The sequence below is a fragment of the Nocardia sp. NPDC046763 genome (assembly GCF_040645495.1).
In the GTDB taxonomy this organism is placed as follows: domain Bacteria; phylum Actinomycetota; class Actinomycetes; order Mycobacteriales; family Mycobacteriaceae; genus Nocardia.
This window is the reverse complement of sequence record NZ_JBEYYI010000013.1, coordinates 64,377-81,575: the sequence shown is the minus strand read 5'-3', so window position 1 is coordinate 81,575 and position 17,199 is coordinate 64,377. Positions and strand designations below refer to the sequence as shown.

Genomic DNA, 17,199 nt, shown 5'->3' with positions numbered 1-17,199 from the left:
GATCGGTCAGTTGGTGATGAAAACCATTACGTCGGAATCCGATTCGATCTCCGGTAGCGCATGGAGCGCCGCGACCTGGGAGACGATGGCCGGTCCCGGACCGTGACCCGGTGACGAGCGCGCCACGCAGGCCGAGCACCGACAGACATGGACGCCGAGCGAGTGGGACAACAGCACCGACGGAGCGGCTACCTGCGTTACCACTTCTGGTGTGGGCCTTCACCTTCGGCTCGTGGTGAGCACCAGGGGTCGCCACCGACACCAGTCTCGGAGGCCTTCCGGGTCGCTTCCAGAATCGTTCACCGGCAACGCCTCTCCCCCGGCCACGGGCGAGCCGCCGCCGCGATCAACGCCAGCCTGCAGCGCATGGTTAACCGCAATGATGGTGCGGTGGCCGCCACCGTGGTCGGCGGCCACCTGGTCTACGAGTACGGCGAATTCGCGCCCGGTTTCGGCACCACGCTCCGCGCGGGCACCTTCCTGACCGCGGAACACTGACACCGAACGACGCGCCTACACGAGTTCGGGCATCCTGCCGCGCGCGCGATACTCCTGGGGCGGACAACCCTGCCACCGCCGGAAGGCCCGGATGAAGGAGGCGGCCTCGGCGTAGCCCAGCCGCGCCGCCACCTGTTCGGTGGTCATATCGGTCCGGTTGAGCAGTTCCTCCGACAGTGCCTGCCGCACCTCGTCGAGCAGAGTACGGAAGGAGGTGCCCTCCTCGTGGAGCCGCCGCGACAGCGTGCGCGCACTGACGTACATCTCGGCCGCCACCGCCGACTGGTCCGGAAGCACGCCCGGATTGCGGATCAGCAGATCCCGCACCGCGCCCGCAACGCCGGTACGAGCGTGGCGGCGGGCCAGCAGGTCCCGGCACATCTGCTCGCACCTGCTGCGCGCCCACTCGTTGGCCTGCGGCAGCGCGACATCCAGATGGGCGGCGTCGAACGCGAGCTCGGTGCCGGCCGCGCCGAAGTCCGGCTCCACCCCGAAGACCGACCGATATCGCGCGGTATCGGCGGGGGCACGGTGCCGGAAACTCAAGCGCCGCACCGGAACTCCGACAGAGAATAATTCCCGAGCGATCACCTGGACACCTGCCATGACCCGCTCGCCCAGAAAGGCGCGAACATCCTCGGGAAACTCCCGATCATCGAACCGCAGCCGCCCTTCGCCGTCCGCCTCCTCGAAGCTCAACCGGCCGAAGGCGAACGCCGGCTCCACGCAGTGCAGGGCAACCTGCACGGCGTCCCGCAGCGTGCGGCTGGCCAGCAGAGCCAGCCCCCACGGACCGCGCAGCGAGACGCGATAGCGGAGACCCGCCTCCACGCCCAGCCCCGATTCGTCCCCGAACCGAGCGAGCAGATTGCGCACCACCGTAAGTTCCTGCCGCGCAGACAGGTCCGCGTATCGATCGATCACCGCCTCGTGCGGCACTCCCGTGCCCGCCAGGCACTCCCCCACCGGCATCCCCCGTTCCTCCGCGAGCCGCGTCACGATGTGCACGCCGGAGGTGTTCCTGACTAGATCCCAGTCGAACATGTACGCGTCGTCCTCTTCGACTACTCCCGACCAAATGTCTGTTCCCCATCGGGTTGGCGAAACATATCAACGAGAGACCGTCCGGTGTGGCGCAACCGACAGATTCGAATGCGACGCATGATGCATTTCGGGCGACACGCGATTCGTCACGTAACAGCCGCTGCCCCCGTGCGATTCATCGACATCCAGTCCGGACGACGACCAGCAATCGAGGTCTTCCCACCATGAGCTCCACCGCCATCCTGCTAATTCCCGCACTGACGGCACCCGCCTTCGGCATCGGCATTTGGCTCGGCATCCGGTCGGCTACCGGCGAATCGGCCGCGGAAAACCGCCAGGCCCGCTGCACCGAGGTCCTGCGCTCGTGGCCCGACATCCAGACGCAACGCCGGCCCGCCACCTGGCCGGAGTCCCACCGAGCCCGATAACGTCTGCCGTATGAGCAGCAACACGACCCGTACCGTCGTTGTCACCGGCGCGTCCTCCGGCATCGGCAAGGCCACCGCCGCTGCCTTCGCGGCGAGCGGCCACAAGGTGATCGGCACCAGCCGCAACCCCGACGCCATGGCCGCCGCCGACCGCGTGGCCGGAGTCGAATACCGCGCGCTGGACATCACCGACCTCGACTCGATCGACCGCTTCACCACCGCACTCGGCGCAATCGACATCCTGATCAACAACGCTGGAGAAAGCCAGGCCGGACCGCTCGCCGAACTGCCCCGAGAAGCGATCGAAAGGCTGTTCCAGCTCAACGTGTTCGGTGCGGTATCGCTGACACAGGCGGTGCTGCCCGGGATGCGCGAGCGAGGCTACGGGCGAGTTGTCATGGTCGGTTCCATGCTGGGCAGCTTCCCCATGCCCTACCGCTCCTCGTACGTGGCGACCAAGGCGGCACTGCGCGGTTTCGCGACAGCCGCCCGGTTCGAAGAGTCGCCGTACGGGGTCTGGATCACCACCGTGGAACCCGGCCAGATCGACACCGGCCTGAGCGAGCGCCGGATGAAATACATCGCCGAAGGTTCTCCGCACGCCGCAGAGTTCACCAAGTTCATGGCCAAGCTCGACAGTCAGATGAGCAAGGGGATCCCGCCCGAGAAGGTCGCGGAAACCATTGTGGCAGCAGCCGACTCGGACCGACCGAAGCCGCTGTATGCGGTAGGAAGCAATGCCCCGCTGATGTTCGCCATCCGCCGCATCCTGCCTCGCACTGCGATGGAGCGGCTGATCGCTACCGCCCAAGGGCTCAAACGATAAGAACGAAAGGCCGAAGAACCGAAACCCGAAGAGGCAAAGGATTAAAGGGCAAAGATTCCTGCAGGAGAGAGGGGGCCGACCGCGTCCACCAGATCCCGAGCGGCTGCCCGAAAGCCTCACGGCCGCCGACATATTCGATGGTCGTGCGCAGCGCGACCCGTGCCTGCGCGAGGCAGGCCACCGAGATCTGCATGCGTTCCTGAGCCAGATTGCGCATCCGGTATTCGAAGCCGCGTCCCACCTCACCCAGCACGTTCTCCTTGGGCACCCGAACATCGGTGACGCTCGGCTCGGCCGTGTCCTGCGAGTGCAAGCCGAGTTTGTCGAGGTTGCGGCCCCGTTCGAATCCCGGCCACACCGGGTGGCCGGGATCCGTTCGCCGCTAGCCGTCGACGGTGAGGACCGTGCCCGCGGCGACCGTCAGGTTGCCCTCACGGACCGCGAAGCCGAGCCCCGGCTCCAGCGGAATCGCGCGGTCGAGCGTGACCGCCACCTCGACGGTCTCGCCCGGCATCGCGCGGCCCTCCGGCACCGCAACCTGACCGGAGACGTCACCGGTGCGGACGAAGAACTGCGGCCGGTATCCGGTGACGATCGGCGTGCGCCGACCACCCTGGGACGCCGTCAGCAACCGCACCCGCGCGGTGAACCCGGTGTGCAGCGCGATGCTGCCGACCGCAGCGACCACCTGGCCGCGCGCCACCTGACCGCGTTGCACACCGCGCAGCAGCAGCGCCACATTGTCGCCCGCCTCGGCCGATTCCATGGTCCGGCCGAAGGTTTCGAGGCTGGTGACCACCGACTCGATCGTGCCGCCGAAGCCGAGCACCGCGACGCGGTCGCCCACCTGGACGCGCCCGCGCTCCACCGCGCCGGTCACGACGGTGCCGCGACCGGTGATGGTGAGCACGTTCTCCACCGGCATGAGGAACGGCGCGTCGAGGTAGCGCACCGGCATCGGCACGTAGTCGTCGACGGCGTCGAGCAGGCGCAGCAGCTGCGCCGACCAGCGCTCGTCGCCCTGCAGCGCCCGCAGCCCCGACACCGGCACCACGGGAGCGCCGTCGCCGTCGTAACCGTTGGCGGACAACAGCTCTCGCACCTCGAGCTCGATCAGCTCCAGCAACTCGCCGTCGGCGATGTCGGCCTTGTTGAGCGCGACCACGATGTGCTCGACGCCCACCTGCCGGGCCAGCAGCACGTGCTCGGTGGTCTGCGGCATGACGCCGTCGTCCGCCGACACCACCAGGATGGCCCCGTCCAGCTGGGCCGCGCCGGTGATCATGTTCTTCACGAAGTCGGCGTGCCCCGGCATGTCCACATGCGCGTAATGCCTTGTGTCCGTCTCGTATTCGACGTGCGCGATATTGATGGTGATGCCGCGCTCGATCTCCTCCGGCGCCCGGTCGATGCGGTCGAACGGTACGAAGGCGGTGCCGCCGCGCTCGGCCAGCACCTTGGTGATGGCGGCGGTCAGCGTGGTCTTGCCGTGGTCGACATGCCCCATGGTTCCGATGTTGAGGTGCCGCTTGGTGCGGACATAGGCCTGCTTGGCCATGATTGGTTCTCCAACCGGGAGTCAAGGTTTCGAGGGGACCTCAGCAGCGAGCCGACCTTCCCCGTCTGAGGTCCCGGGACGTCCCGGAGAAGGTCAGCGTCGTGCGCCGTCGAATGCGATGACCACCAGGGCAGCAGCCATCGCGCCCGCGACTGCGGGGAATGCGGCGATGGACTGCGCGAACATGCCGACGATCGTGCCGGGCAGATCGGCTCGGGCGCAATCGGTTTTCCCGACCGCCACCCGGCACGCCGTCGCTCAGGGATCCGACGCCCGGCCGGGCCGGCGGGTCGCGGCGAGTTCCGCCGCGACGAGCAGCCAGACGACGATCGCCACCACGAGCAGCACCCGGCCGAGGGTCCGCGCCCAGGACAGCGACAGTCCGGCGCCGGTCGAGAGCGCCGCGACCGACGTCATACCGAGCGGGAACACCGTCGCCCAGCGCCGCACGCTGTATCCGGGGCGGAAGCGAATCACCTCGGCCCCAACCAGAATCACGTAGAAGCCGAGGTTCACGACGAGCAGCGCCAGGGTCACTGCCCCGAGCACCGTATGCGGGGTTCCCGTCCACTGCTGCCAGGCGCTGAGTTTCGAGGCGGCCAGGGCCGAGATCGCGAGGGCACCGGTCATGACCCACTGGTCCCCCGCGCCCCGCCAGATCTCCGCGATGTCGAAATGCGCGAAGGCCACCGGATACAACAGCAATCCGAGGACGAAGAACACCAGTGCCGCGCCGGCGAGCCAGTCGCCGGCGCCATTCTGCGCCAGGGTGGCCGCCAGCACCGACAGGCCCTCGGTCGACACGCAGACCAGGAACACCGCACCGGGCATCCGCCGTTCCCAGTGCCGGATCACCATGACCAGCAGCACCGGCCACACCACCATCGCGACCACGAGTAGGGCGATGGCCACGACCTGCCAGCCGAGCAGGCACAGCCGGCTACCCAGGACGGTCGTCGCGGCCACCGCGGTCAGGGCGGCCGGGGTGCCGGCCTCGGATTCCCAGCGGTCGTGATTCCACAGCTGCCGGGAGGCGAAATCGGCGGCCAGCACCAGCCAGATGATTCCCGCGAGCGCAAGCAGCAGCCGCGAGATCGTCTCGTACCCCGTGAGATGCGTTCCGACGGAAACGATTCCGGTCGCCATGACGAAAGCCCCCATGGCCGGGGGCAGTTCGCGCCACCAACGTACGGAGTCGGCGTCGTGCCCGGTGAGCGCGGTGAACGCCCCGGCGGTCAGGATCGCCAGCGCCGAAACCACCAGCGCCACATCGAGTCCGTGCCGGAAGGCCACGGTCGCCGTCTGCAGGACCTCGTGGACGTGCGGTGCGTATTTGATGGCCGTGGCCAGGTCGAGGCCCGGTGGGATGCGGCCGCGTTCGACCGCGTCGATGGCGATGGGTTGCAGGTTGGCGGGCAGGCCCAGCGCTGTCAGGCGGGTCCGCAGGTCGGCGGTGAGGAAACCGTTGACCAGCGAGCCGAGCACCGCGACGCCCACGGCCGTCCCTACCTGGCGCATGGTGTTGGTGGCCGCGGCCGCCATGCCCGAATGCGCGGCGGGTACACCGGTCAGCACCGCCGCGGTGAGCGGCACCACGGCGACGCCGAACCCGAGACCGGCGACGGCCAGCGTTGCGGCCAGCGGCGCGAACTCCACCGTGCCGTCGAGCGCGTGCCGGGTCAGCAGAATGCCCGCTGCACCCACGACACAGCCGGCGATCATCGGCGTGCGGGCGTCGGTACGAGCGACCCAGAATCCGGCGGCCACCGCTCCGAACATGATCGCGACGGCCATCGGCGCGAACACCGCCGCGGTCCGCCCGGCCGAGTAGTGGATCATCACCTGCAGATACAGCGCGGTGAAGAAGAAGATCGAGAAGACCCCGAAGTAGACCGCGAAGGCGACGAGCAGTGCGCTGCGCACCGGCGGGAGCCGCAGATAGCGAAAGTCGAAGACGGGGTTACGAACCCGGTTCTCGACGGCGACGAACGCGAGGAACGCGAGCCCACCCAGTACGAACAACGCGACCACCGAGGGCGCACCGTATCCGCGGTCCTCCCCGCTGATCGCGGCGTAGATCACCGCACCGAGGAAGATCGCGCCGAGCAACGAGCCGAGCCAATCCAGCTGCCCCGGTTGCGGATCCGCGCTCTCGGGCACATACCGCAGCGCGGCGGCCAGCACCGCGATGCCCAGGATCAGGTTGAACCAGAAGATCGATCGCCAGCCGTATCCCCCGACCAGCACGCCGCCGAGCACCGGCCCGGCGGCCAGGGCGAGACCGGACACCGCCGCCCATACTCCGAGCGCCTTGGCGCGGGTGCGGGGATCGGGGAAGACCTGCCGCAGCACCGACAGCGTGCCCGGCTCGGAAGCGGCCGCGCCCAGTCCCATGACCGCGCGCCCGGCGATGAGCATCGGCACGCTCGCCGCCAGCGCCGAAATCACCGATCCCGCACAGAAGATCGCCAGGCCGGCGACCATGACCCGTTTGCGTCCCCACCGGTCGCCCAGGGATCCGGCCGCCAGCATGAAGCTCGCGAAGACCAGGGTGTACGCATTGACCACCCACTGCAGCAACATGACATCGGTGCTGAGCTCCGACCGGATGTCGGCCAGCGCGACGGAGACCACGGTGGTGTCGAGGAAGGTTACGAACAGGACCGCGGTGAGGGTGGCGAGCGCGATTCCGGGTCGCGCCGCACCGCGCGACGTGTCACCGATTGCCACGACCACAGGTTACGTGCCAGGCGGGACCGGCTGTCCGGTTTCGATCGGCGTGGCGGCCGGCCGGACCGGCGCTAGCTCGACAGCATCGCGAGCATGCCGGGCTTCAGCACGCCGTTCAGGTCCGGCCACGGGACGGTGGCGTCGACGACGCCGGCCGCCTCGGGCCCGATCTGCCCCTGCGGGAAGTACACGTGCAGTCCCGCCTGGGTGGCGGTCCAGACCTGGAAGGTGGTGGCGGCAGCCTTGACGTCGTCGAACCGGACGACACCGGCGACCCGGGTGCGGGCCAGCTGTGTCTTCGTCTGCGCCGCCAGCACATTCAACCCCTGCTGCTCATCGGTGAAGAGGTTCGCGAGCGTGATCTCCTGCGCGGCATCGATATTCGTGACATGCGAGAACAGCCGGTCCTCCGGGTGCGCGCCGTGGAAATCGACTCGCAGGTACAGCACCCCGCTGAGCACGTGCGTCCCGATGCGCTCGACCTTGCTCGACTTGTTCGGGTCGGTGATCACCGCGGGATCCTGCTGCTTGTCGACATAGGTCCACAGCCCCTGCGCCATGGCGTCGTTGAATTCCCGTCCGGCGGACCAGTTCACGCCCGTGCCCTCGACCCGCACCTGCGGCACGTCGATGTCGAAGCGGACGCCGCCCGTGCCGCTGCTGGTGAGGTGCTCGGTGGTGGCGACGAAGCGCCCATGCCCGCGCTGCTGGTCAGCGGCGGGTTCGATGGTCGCGACCGGCGTGCCGACACCACCCGGACCGGTGGACGCGTGTTCCGCCTCGCAGGCGGCCAGTCCCAGGGCCAGGGCGCACAGGGCGACGACGGTGGCGGACTTCAGCCGCATGGGGTCCTCCAGACGATCGGGGGCGTCCGTCTCGACGCGGCGCCCGCGATCAGAGTCGGCCTCGCCGCTTGGAAGCGGCCAATGACCCACCAATGGCCGATGTGACGCGCAGGATGGATGACGGTCCGGACCACGGACCCATTCCCCGAGGGAAGGCCGTATCGGTGCAGGATAGTCGGCTCTCGACCCATCTAGACTGCTGAACGGGGAGGTCGGTTTGTTGAGATTTGCCGTACTGGGCGAGGTCCGCGCATGGCGTGGGGACACGCCCTTGGATCTGGGTCCGCCGCAGCGCCGCGCCGTGCTGGCGGCACTGCTCCTGCGCGAGGGCAAGGCGGTCACCGCCGCCGAGCTCGTCGAGGGGATCTGGGGCGAGGACCCGGTGCTGCGGGCCGTGCCCGCGCTGCGCACCCATGTGGCCAAACTGCGGCGTGAACTGGAACCCGACCGCGTCAACCGCGGGCCCTCCACCCTGCTGATCTCCATCGGTGACGGCTACGCCCTGCGACTCCCGCACGGGCGCACCGATATTCACGACGTGGAGGGCGAGGTCGCCGCGGCGGAGCGGCTGCGCTACGAGGATCCGGTCAGTGCCCGCGACACCCTGGAGTCGGCGCTGACCCGCTGGCAGGGCGCCGCACTGGGCGGACTCCCGGGGCCCTATGCCGAGCGGCAGCGGGCGCGGCTCGAACAGTGGCGGCTTTCGATCCTCGAGGACCGCCTCGCCCTCGATATCGGAACCGGCCGCAGCGCCGAGGCGGTCGCCGAACTCGGGCCGCTCATCGAGGAGCATCCGCTCCGGGAGCGCTTCCGTGCACTGCTCATGACCGGGCTGTACCACTCCGGCCGCCAGGCCGAGGCGCTCGAGGAATACGGCCGCGCCCGCCGCGCTCTGGTCGACGGCGTCGGCGTGGAGCCCGGGCCGGAACTGAGCGACGTGCACGCGCGGATCCTGCGCGCCGAGCTGCCGCCCGTGCTGCGGCCCGCCCGCGCGGTGGTCACCCCGGCCCAATTGCCGCCCGATATCGCCGATTTCACCGGCCGGTCCCGGGTCGCGGAGGAGATCGCGGCCCAGCTCACCGGCGACGGACCGGCGGTGGCCATCTCGGCGGTCGGCGGCATGGGTGGGGTCGGCAAGACCACTCTCGCCCTGCACATCGCCCATCAGGTGCGCGACCGGTTCCCCGACGGACAGCTGTATGTGAACCTACGCGGCGTCGACCCCGAACCGATCCCACCCGGGGATGCGCTGGGCGGATTCCTGCGCGGGCTCGGAGTGGCCGAGGGCGATATCCCGCCCGCCGTGGACGATCGGGCCGCGCACCTGCGAACGCTTTTGAGCGACAAGCGGATTCTGGTGGTGCTCGACAATGCCCGCGACAGCGCCCAGGTGGCGCAGCTGCTGCCCGGCACCCCGGGTACCGCGGTGCTGATCACCAGCCGTTCCGCACTCACCGAACTGCCCGCGGTACGGCGCACCCGCCTCGACGTGCTCGAGCGCGAGGAGGCCATGACGCTGCTGACCCGCATCTTGGGTGCCGAACGCGTTGCGGCCGAACGGGATGCGGCCTACGCGGTGATCGAGCAGTGCGCCTGCCTGCCGCTGGCGGTGCGCATCGTCGGCGCGCGGCTGGCGGTGCGGCCGCAGTGGACCATCGCCTCGCTGGCCGAGCGGCTGGCCGACGAGAGCCAGCGCCTCGAGGTGCTGCAAACCGGTGACCTCACCCTGGAAGCGGCCTTCCGCCTCGGCTACGGACAGCTGAACACCGAGCAGGCCAGGGCGTTTCGCATGCTGGCCCGGGCCGATGTACCGGACTTCCCGGTCGACGGGGCCGCGGCGCTGCTGGGCGTGCCGGTGACGCGGGCCGAGCTGGTGTGCGAATCGCTGGTGGATCTGAGCCTGCTGGAGACGCCCGCGCCCGGCCGCTACCGCTTCCACGACCTGCTGCGGCTGTTCGCGGTCCGGCTGGCCGGGACCGCCGCGAACCGCGATATCAACGAACGGGAATCGGAGATCGTGGTCCGGCTGCTGGACTACTACCTGGCCAGCACCAAGAACCTGCTCGGCGCACTGGATTACAGCAACACCACGCTGCTGCTGGTGCCCACCACCGTGCCGGGCCACACCTTCGCCGGCGGGGCGGAAGGCCAGTCCTGGAACGATGTCGAACGGCCGGTGATCATCGCGCTGCACCGCCAGGCGGCCCGGCTCGGCGGGCAGGCGGTGGCGCTGGCGGCCGATCTGGCCTGGGTGATGTCGGAGCTCATGGACACCGGCAGCCGCGCTCGCGAGTTCGCCGACGGCCTGAAGGCCCTGCTGGACACCGCGATCCGCGACGGCGACCACGCCAGCGCACGGCGGCTGCGGGTGGCGCTGGGCGCCATGATGCAGATCGGGCTGGGCGAGGTGGGGGCGAGTCTGGAGTTCCTGCAACCGATTTCGCAGCCCGCCGACGATGCCGAGCGGCGGTTGCAGGTGCTGGCCGAGATCCTGCTCGGGGTGGCGGATCGGCGCACCGGCAATACCAAGGACTCGCACCGGCACTATGCCAATGCCATCGCCTGGACCCGCGCGCTCGACGATCGGTCGCTGGAGGCGTGGATCCTGGCCCTGGCCACCCGCACGCTGTGTGAATCGGGCCAGTACGCGGAGGCGGTGGCGGTGGCCGAGCGCGCCATCGCGCTGGCCCAGGAGTCGTCGAACGCGGTCGCGCTGAGCTGGGCCACCCACGAATTGGCCGCCACCCGTTCGATGCTCGGCGAGCACGCGCCGGCCCTGGAACTGGCCGAGGACGCGGTGCGCATGACCCATCGCAATGGCGTGCGCCTATGGGAGGGCTGGGCGCGTACCCGGCTGGCCCAGATCCACCTGCGGGCCGGGAACGACACCGCCGCGGAATGCGAGGCCACCCAGGCCCTGCGGCTGCTGAGCAAGGCGGCCGATCCGCTCGACCGGGCGCGGGCGCTGTCCCTGCGCGCCACCGCCCGCACGGCCCGCGGCGATCACGAGGCCGCCGCCCGCGAGCACGCCGACGCGGCCGAGATCTTCCGCCGCGCCGGGCTGCCCGCACCGACACTGGCGACGCTGTTCGCACCGGGACCGGCCACCAGATAGAGAACGTTTATTCGCTTTTTATCGGCCCGTGGAAGCCTGCACGCACGCGGGTTCCCCGGGTCTGCAACACCCGGGGTACTCGCGCGCGATGAGAGGGCACGTCCCGCGTGCGTACGAGGGGTACGCATCCGGCTCATGCAGATCGGACAGCCGCCGCCGCACCGGTCGGCGGCGCGTCCGGCCGAGCACAGCGCCGCCCGCACCTCCGGGGCCACGAGTCGGCGAAATACACGCGCAGCCGGTTCTGTTTCATCGCTGAAACTGATGTGCATAGGCTGAAAGGTAGGAAGCCGCGAGGCCGGATCCGCCCGGCTGGCAGGAAGCTGCCAGATTCACCGGGAGCGACCGGTCCCCTTGTCACGATCGGGGAAGTGATGCAGCGACAGCAGACCGGCGCCCTGGCCACCGGCATCGTCCGGTTCAGCCAGGAGGGGCACTGGGATCAGGACGTCCACCACCTGCTCCGCCATGCCCGGCGGGAGGCGGTGGTGGCGGTCTCCAATCCCACCCACTCCAGTGATCACCTGCGGCTCGGGCAGGTCGTCGTCGACGACCTGCTGGCCGCGGGCAAGCAGGTGCGGCTGCTCTACTCCCCCGACTATCTGGAACTGCGCGACCGCCGGCCCCTGCTGCGGCATTCCTCGCAGGGCGCGCAGATCCGCGTCACCGACAACGACTTTCACAATGTGCTGATCATCGACCGCACCGCCGCGGTCCTGTGGAGCGGCGCGGGAGCCGACCACCCGTACGCCTACCTGGTCCGCGAGCCGGCCCTGCTGCGCGCCCTGTACCAGTTCGCCCTGCTGAGCTGGCAGTCGGGCCACGGCCTGGCCGGGCACCTCGACACCGCGGGCGTCGAGATCACGCCCACCGCCCGCGCCGTGCTCAACACCCTCAACCTCGGGCTGATCGACGAGGCCGCCGCCCGCCGGCTGGGCATGTCGCTGCGCAGCTACCGCCGCCACATCGCCGACCTCATGATCCGCCTCGAGGTGCGCAGCCGCTTCCAGATCGGTGCCCGCGCAGCACAACTCGGCCTCCTGGACGACACCACGCACCCTGTCGCATCCCCCTGACACTGCCGGTACCCCTGCCGATAGCACCGGTGAACGGCGAGCCTCTCGCGGTGGTTGCGGGCTCGCGCCGAGTACCTGGCTGGGGCCGCGAAGAGTGTTGCCGGGCAGCGGTTTCGGAGTCGATATTGGCTGAATGAACGTGGTGGCCGCGCTCCGGCTCAATATGACCAATGTCGACGACCCGGCGGCCGGGCATCGCGAGCGGTACCGGGCCGCACTGGAGATGGCGGAGTACGCCGATCGGGTGGGGTTCGCGGTCGTCAATTGCGAAGAGCACCACGGGTCGGGGACCGGGTGGCTGCCCGCGCCGCTGCTGCTGGCCGCCGCGGTGGCGGCGCGGACCGAGCGGATGCGGATCAGCATCGGCGCGCTGCTGGTGCCGCTCTACGAGCCGGTGCGGCTGGCCGAGGACCTGGCGGTACTGGACAATCTGTGTGGCGGACGGCTGACCGTGGTCGCCGGAATCGGTTACCGGCCCGAGGAATACGTCGCCCTGGGCCGGGATTTCACGCGGCGAGGCAAGCTCATGGACGAGGCCCTGGAACTCCTGCTCGCGGCCTGGCGGGACGAACCCGTCCAGCGCCACGGGCAACCGTTCGACGTCACGCCCAAGCCCTGCAGCACACCCCATCCGCAACTGCTCATCGCCGGGATGAGCGCGGCGGCCGCGCGCCGGGCGGCGCGGTTCGGGCTACCGCTGTCGCTGCCGATGGCCATGCCGGAGGTGGAGGAGCTCTACTACCGGGAGCTGACGCGTTGCGGCACAGCGGGTTTCGTCCACAAGCCCGAACCCGGCAGCAAACTCACCCTGCTGCACACCGATCCGGACGCGGCCTGGCACAGCTACGGCCCGCACATTCTGACCGAGATCCGGGAGTACGCGTCGTGGCGGCGGGACGGGGTGCCGCGCCCACACGAGACGGTGCCGGAATCGGTCGAAGCGCTACGGGCGCACGGTTACCTGGAGATCCTCACCCCCGGCGAGCTGCGGGACCAGATCGCGGGCGGCCGTACCGAAATCCTGATCAACCCCCTGATCGGCGGGCTGCCGATCGAGGAGGGCTGGGCCGCCCTGCGCCTGCTCGGCGACGAGGTGCTCTCGCGTATCGAACTCGCTCCCGCCGTCGGCTAGCCGACCGGCATCACCCGACCACGGTGGCCCGCACCAATTTTCGCTCCGAAGTACCCGATCGCTAGGACAAGCATGACCGATCTGCGCCCCGGCCGGCTCACGGCCGCCGCCAAGAAATTCCTGACCTGGGACCCGAACCCGGCCATCTTCGGTGTCACCATTCCCTGCCCGGTGCCGGTGGCGATGGGGCTGGAAGAGGCTCAGCGGCTGGTCAACACCCTGATCGACACTCACGAGGCCCTGCGCAGTCGCTACAGCTACGGTGAGGGCGCGGCCTGCGAGATCGAACCCGAATCCGGTGGCGTCATCGACCCGGCCCGCGTCGACGTGCGGACCATCGATATCGAGAGCCTCGACCCCGGCGCGCTCATGGAGCTGATCGAGGCGGAGTCCGGCCGGGCCGACCTGCGGCTGGATCCGCCCGCCGGGAAGGTCGTCACCGCGGTACTGCTCACCCGCTCCCACGACGTGAACATTCTGCTGCTCACCGCTCACCATGTCGCCATCGACGGCGTCGCCATGTGGGTGCTGTGGGACGACATCGCCACCTACGTCCGGCAATGGGAAGCGGGAGAAGCGATCTCACTGCCACCCGAGACCACCACCGGCTCGGAGTGGGCGGAGTTCCTCGACGGCTACGCGCCCACGCGGGTGGGTGAGCGGGACTACTGGCTGGCGGCCTCCGACAGCGAACCCAATCAGCAGATCCGCTCGGCCACACCGAAATCGGCGCACTTCGACGGCGTCATCGATGGCGCCCTCGCCCAGCGGCTGCTGGTGGAGCTGCCCGCCGCCTACGACGCCACCTACACCCGGATCCTGCTCGTGGCACTGGGACTGGCCATCGAGGACGCCACCGGCGTGGCACGGCCCATCCAGGTGCAGAAACACGGCCGCTACAGCCGCCTGCGGCCGGGCACCGACCTGTCGCGCACGGTCGCCTGGATCTCCGACGACTACCCCTGGCTGCTGCGGCCGGTATCGGGCAGCCTCGAGACGCGGCTGCGCGACGCCATCGCCACCTATCCGCCGCACCCGGAGGACTTCACCCTGCTGTGCTGGCATCACCCCGAAAGCTGGCCGCACTTCCTGACCTTCAACTTCCCCAAGTTCTACTTCAACTTCCTCGGCGATGTGGGCGTGTGGATTCCGGACGCGCAGTCGCGCGAACAGTCCCGGCTGACCATGTTCGATCTGAGCATGTTCCTCGGCACCAGCAAGCCCGAAGGCGTTGAGCAGGTGCACTATTCGGTGCACTCGCCGGACGGCGGACTGGGGGCCGAGCGGATGCGGGCGATCGTCACCCGGTGGCTGTCGATCCTCGAGACCGTGGTTGTGGGATGAGCAGGATCATCCTGGTCGGCATCGGCAGTCGCGGTGACATCGCCCCGCTGACGGGACTGGGTGTGGGACTGCGCGACGCCGGGCACGAGGTCGTGGTGGCGTCGCACTGGATGTTCGCCGAGCAGATCACCGGGTGCGGGCTCGAATTCCGGCAGATGCCGCTCAATATCGACATCGATACGACCGACACCGATATCAATCGGCTCGCGGCCGGCTGGAAGTTCTCCTCCCCCAGCGGCGTTCGTAGCATGGGACGCGGCATGATCGAGGCGCTGCTCGACGAACCCGCCGACGTGCTGCTGCTGCCGCCGACCGAGTACGCGGGCCTGCCACTGGCCGAGGCCAAGGGCATCCCCGCGATCGGCCTGCGGTTCCAGCCACTGTCCGCGACCGCCGCCCACGCCCCGGCCGCCCTGGGCGCCTACGACTTCGGCGCGCGCGGCAACCGGTTGGCCGGCGACTTCGGCGCCTGGTTCAACGACCGCTTCTACGCTCGCACCATCGCCGGGTTCCGCCGCGAACTCGGACTGCCGCCGACCTCCGCCTTCGACCTGCGCCGCGGCCGGACCGCGGCCGAATGGCCCATCCTGAACGGCTTTTCACCCAGTGTCGTGCCGCGCCCGGGCGATTGGCGGCCCGGCCTGGAGGTGACCGGGTACTGGTGGCCGCCGCGCCCCGACGACTGGCAGCCGCCCGCCGACCTGGTCGACTTCCTCGATGCCGGACCGGCTCCGGTCTTCCTCGGCTTCGGCAGCATGGTCGACAGTGCCGAGGGCAGCGCCCGGATGTCGGCGATCATCGGCGCCGCGCTGCGGCGGGCGGGCGTGCGCGGCATCGTGCAGACCGGCTGGCTGCAGCTCGATATCGCCGGCGACGATGTGCTGACCATCGGTGAGGTGCCGCACGATTGGCTGTTCCCGCACATGTCGGCGCTGGTCCACCACTGCGGCGCCGGAACCACGGCCGCGGGCCTGCGCGCGGGCGTGCCGGCCATCGGCGCACCGGTGTACGCCGACCAGCCGTTCTGGGCGCAACGCCTGATCGACGCCGGCGTCAGCCCGGCCACCATCCCCTACTCGAAGATGTCCGGGGACCGGCTCACCGCCGCGCTCCGGCGGGCCACCACCGATACCGCCCTGCGCGACAATGCCACTCGGCTCGCCGCCCGGATCGCCGCGGAGGACGGCGTCGGCCTCGCCGTGAAGGCCATCGAGGCCCACCTGGCCGCACACCGGAAGGGCTGATCCACCACTCACCCTGTGCCCGAGAGCGGTCCGCCCCGCCCGGACACCACGTGCGCCGGATTCCATGCCCCGACTGTGGTTAGATTGCGCGCAGTTTCGCCTGGTGTTTGCTATGCATCAATCCCATTAGCGCTGATCAGCGGTGGAGGCGGGCCATTTGAGCGTGCTGCGCGGGCACAAGACACTGATGTCGAACCTGGCTCTGATTCTGCTACTCGCAGTCGGGGCGGCGTATCTGGCGATCCATGTGGCACGGGTGCGCGCACCGGGCAGCAGCTATACGGTCATCGTTCAGCTGGACCGCACCGGCGGTTTGCAGGCGGGTAACGATGTCACCTGGCGCGGGTACCGGGTGGGGTCGGTCAAAGCGATCGAGATCAGCGAGGACGGCGCCGTGGTATCGGCGGTCACGGAAATCGACAAGCCGTACCGGATTCCGGCCGATACCGAGATCGCGGTCTCGGCGCTGTCGGCGGTGGGCGAGCAGTACATCGACTTCCGGCCCAATACCGACAATCCGCCCTATCTGCACGATGGGCAGGTGGTGCGATTCGACCCCGACAAGATCACCACGCCGACACCCGTCTCGCAGACGCTGACGAACACCAGCGAGCTCATCGCGCAGATCGATCCGGACAAGCTGGCGGTGATTCTCGACAATCTGGACACCGCGCTCAGCGGCGGGCCCGATCAGCTGCGCGGACTCATCGACGGATTGAGCATCGCCACCACGGGTTTGGACAACCGGCTGCCACAGACGGTCAGCCTCATCGAGAATCTGCGCGTCATCGCGGGCACCACCTCGCACGCGCAGCCCGATCTCGGCACGCTGACCCGCAATGCGTCGATCCTGGTCGTCCAGGCCCGCGCCGCCGACGCCGAATTGCGGCAACTCCTCGACCGCACACCCGGACGGCTGCGCGTCTTCGACGCGGTCCTGGACCGGAACATGGATCCGATCCAGAGCCTGGCCACCACCATGTCCGCCATCGTGCGGGCCGCGCTGCTGCGGCAGCCCGCGCTGCGCGCGCTGTTCCCGGCGTTGGTGGTCGGCTCCTCCGCCATAGGCGTGCCCGCCCACGACGGCGAGTTCTACACCATCGTGGACGCCTGGATGCGGCCCTGGTGCGAGTATCCGACCCGGACCGTGCCCGCGTTCATCGCCACCGATCCCGCCTTCAGCCGCTGGAACTACTGCAACAATCCGCCCGACGACCAGCAGATTCGCGGATCCGCCAACGCGCCGCGCCCGGATGTCGCCAACAATGGCGCGCACCGGCCGACCGGAGTCGACCCGAATCAGCGCACGCTGCCACCTGTTCGGTGAATTCGGGCGTGTCGGCGCGCCTGTCGCGGACT

General features: G+C 69.5%; 15 protein-coding genes. 9 read left to right on the top strand and 6 right to left on the bottom strand.

Features of this window, described 5'->3' with window-relative positions:
* Window positions 1-366 precede the first annotated feature (366 nt).
* Entirely contained in the window at window positions 367-498 is a 132-nt protein-coding gene (locus tag ABZ909_RS21905; RefSeq protein ID WP_357002737.1) for a hypothetical protein, read from the top strand.
* Between the two features lie 15 nt (window positions 499-513).
* On the opposite strand, the gene ABZ909_RS21900 is transcribed toward ABZ909_RS21905, so the two are convergent.
* Window positions 514-1,542, bottom strand: coding sequence for an AraC family transcriptional regulator (locus ABZ909_RS21900; protein WP_357002457.1), 1,029 nt, complete (start codon window positions 1,540-1,542; stop codon window positions 514-516).
* A 224-nt stretch (window positions 1,543-1,766) separates the two neighbouring features.
* Here ABZ909_RS21900 and ABZ909_RS21895 point away from each other — a divergent pair, with 224 nt between their 5' ends.
* Together ABZ909_RS21895 and ABZ909_RS21890 are read left to right on the top strand one after the other, a co-directional pair.
* Window positions 1,767-1,970 (top strand): hypothetical protein, encoded by a 204-nt coding sequence (locus tag ABZ909_RS21895; RefSeq protein ID WP_357002455.1) that lies wholly within the window; start codon window positions 1,767-1,769, stop codon window positions 1,968-1,970.
* Between the two features lie 10 nt (window positions 1,971-1,980).
* Window positions 1,981-2,796 carry an SDR family oxidoreductase gene (locus ABZ909_RS21890; protein ID WP_357002454.1) on the top strand — a complete coding sequence of 272 codons (816 nt, stop codon included), beginning with the start codon at window positions 1,981-1,983 and terminating at the stop codon, window positions 2,794-2,796.
* On the opposite strand, the gene ABZ909_RS21885 is transcribed toward ABZ909_RS21890, so the two are convergent.
* The 5 genes from ABZ909_RS21885 to ABZ909_RS21865 form a co-directional block, all read right to left on the bottom strand.
* The gene (locus ABZ909_RS21885; RefSeq protein ID WP_357002452.1) at window positions 2,786-3,154 is read right to left on the bottom strand and encodes an acyl-CoA dehydrogenase family protein; all 369 of its coding nucleotides are present in this window, start codon (window positions 3,152-3,154) and stop codon (window positions 2,786-2,788) included. The genes ABZ909_RS21890 and ABZ909_RS21885 overlap by 11 nt on opposite strands.
* 24 nt (window positions 3,155-3,178) lie before the next feature.
* Complete coding sequence (gene tuf, locus ABZ909_RS21880) at window positions 3,179-4,354, bottom strand: elongation factor Tu (RefSeq protein ID WP_357002450.1); 1,176 nt, start codon at window positions 4,352-4,354, stop codon at window positions 3,179-3,181.
* Window positions 4,355-4,447: 93 nt separating this feature from the next.
* The gene (locus tag ABZ909_RS21875; protein ID WP_357002448.1) at window positions 4,448-4,597 is read right to left on the bottom strand and encodes a hypothetical protein; all 150 of its coding nucleotides are present in this window, start codon (window positions 4,595-4,597) and stop codon (window positions 4,448-4,450) included.
* A gap of 15 nt (window positions 4,598-4,612) precedes the next feature.
* The gene (locus ABZ909_RS21870; RefSeq protein ID WP_357002446.1) at window positions 4,613-7,084 is read right to left on the bottom strand and encodes an MFS transporter; all 2,472 of its coding nucleotides are present in this window, start codon (window positions 7,082-7,084) and stop codon (window positions 4,613-4,615) included.
* Window positions 7,085-7,155: 71 nt separating this feature from the next.
* Complete coding sequence (locus ABZ909_RS21865) at window positions 7,156-7,929, bottom strand: RsiV family protein (protein WP_357002445.1); 774 nt, start codon at window positions 7,927-7,929, stop codon at window positions 7,156-7,158.
* 217 nt (window positions 7,930-8,146) lie between these two features.
* Here ABZ909_RS21865 and ABZ909_RS21860 point away from each other — a divergent pair, with 217 nt between their 5' ends.
* The 6 genes from ABZ909_RS21860 (at window position 8,147) to ABZ909_RS21835 (ending at window position 17,167) form a co-directional block, all read left to right on the top strand.
* The gene (locus tag ABZ909_RS21860) at window positions 8,147-11,044 is read left to right on the top strand and encodes a BTAD domain-containing putative transcriptional regulator (RefSeq protein WP_357002443.1); all 2,898 of its coding nucleotides are present in this window, start codon (window positions 8,147-8,149) and stop codon (window positions 11,042-11,044) included.
* A 371-nt stretch (window positions 11,045-11,415) separates the two neighbouring features.
* Window positions 11,416-12,120, top strand: coding sequence for a hypothetical protein (locus ABZ909_RS21855; RefSeq protein ID WP_357002441.1), 705 nt, complete (start codon window positions 11,416-11,418; stop codon window positions 12,118-12,120).
* Between the two features lie 133 nt (window positions 12,121-12,253).
* Window positions 12,254-13,252: an LLM class flavin-dependent oxidoreductase gene (locus tag ABZ909_RS21850; RefSeq protein ID WP_357002439.1), complete on the top strand. Its 999-nt coding sequence runs from the start codon at window positions 12,254-12,256 to the stop codon at window positions 13,250-13,252.
* 72 nt (window positions 13,253-13,324) lie between these two features.
* Entirely contained in the window at window positions 13,325-14,596 is a 1,272-nt protein-coding gene (locus ABZ909_RS21845) for a condensation domain-containing protein (protein WP_357002438.1), read from the top strand.
* The gene (locus ABZ909_RS21840; RefSeq protein WP_357002436.1) at window positions 14,593-15,840 is read left to right on the top strand and encodes a glycosyltransferase; all 1,248 of its coding nucleotides are present in this window, start codon (window positions 14,593-14,595) and stop codon (window positions 15,838-15,840) included. The genes ABZ909_RS21845 and ABZ909_RS21840 overlap by 4 nt, the downstream gene beginning before the upstream one ends.
* Before the next feature lie 163 nt (window positions 15,841-16,003).
* Window positions 16,004-17,167, top strand: a complete 1,164-nt coding sequence (locus ABZ909_RS21835) for an MlaD family protein (RefSeq protein ID WP_357002727.1) — start codon at window positions 16,004-16,006, stop codon at window positions 17,165-17,167.
* Window positions 17,168-17,199 lie beyond the last annotated feature (32 nt).

Bases quoted from the DNA above. Each gene is read 5' to 3' on its own strand.
- ABZ909_RS21905 (WP_357002737.1), top strand. From the start codon at position 367: ATGGTTAACCGCAATGATGGTGCGGTGGCCGCCACCGTGGTCGGCGGC.
- ABZ909_RS21900 (WP_357002457.1), bottom strand. From the start codon at position 1,542: ATGTTCGACTGGGATCTAGTCAGGAACACCTCCGGCGTGCACATCGTG.
- ABZ909_RS21895 (WP_357002455.1), top strand. From the start codon at position 1,767: ATGAGCTCCACCGCCATCCTGCTAATTCCCGCACTGACGGCACCCGCC.
- ABZ909_RS21890 (WP_357002454.1), top strand. From the start codon at position 1,981: ATGAGCAGCAACACGACCCGTACCGTCGTTGTCACCGGCGCGTCCTCC.
- tuf (WP_357002450.1), bottom strand. From the start codon at position 4,354: ATGGCCAAGCAGGCCTATGTCCGCACCAAGCGGCACCTCAACATCGGA.
- ABZ909_RS21865 (WP_357002445.1), bottom strand. From the start codon at position 7,929: ATGCGGCTGAAGTCCGCCACCGTCGTCGCCCTGTGCGCCCTGGCCCTG.
- ABZ909_RS21850 (WP_357002439.1), top strand. From the start codon at position 12,254: ATGAACGTGGTGGCCGCGCTCCGGCTCAATATGACCAATGTCGACGAC.
- ABZ909_RS21845 (WP_357002438.1), top strand. From the start codon at position 13,325: ATGACCGATCTGCGCCCCGGCCGGCTCACGGCCGCCGCCAAGAAATTC.
- ABZ909_RS21840 (WP_357002436.1), top strand. From the start codon at position 14,593: ATGAGCAGGATCATCCTGGTCGGCATCGGCAGTCGCGGTGACATCGCC.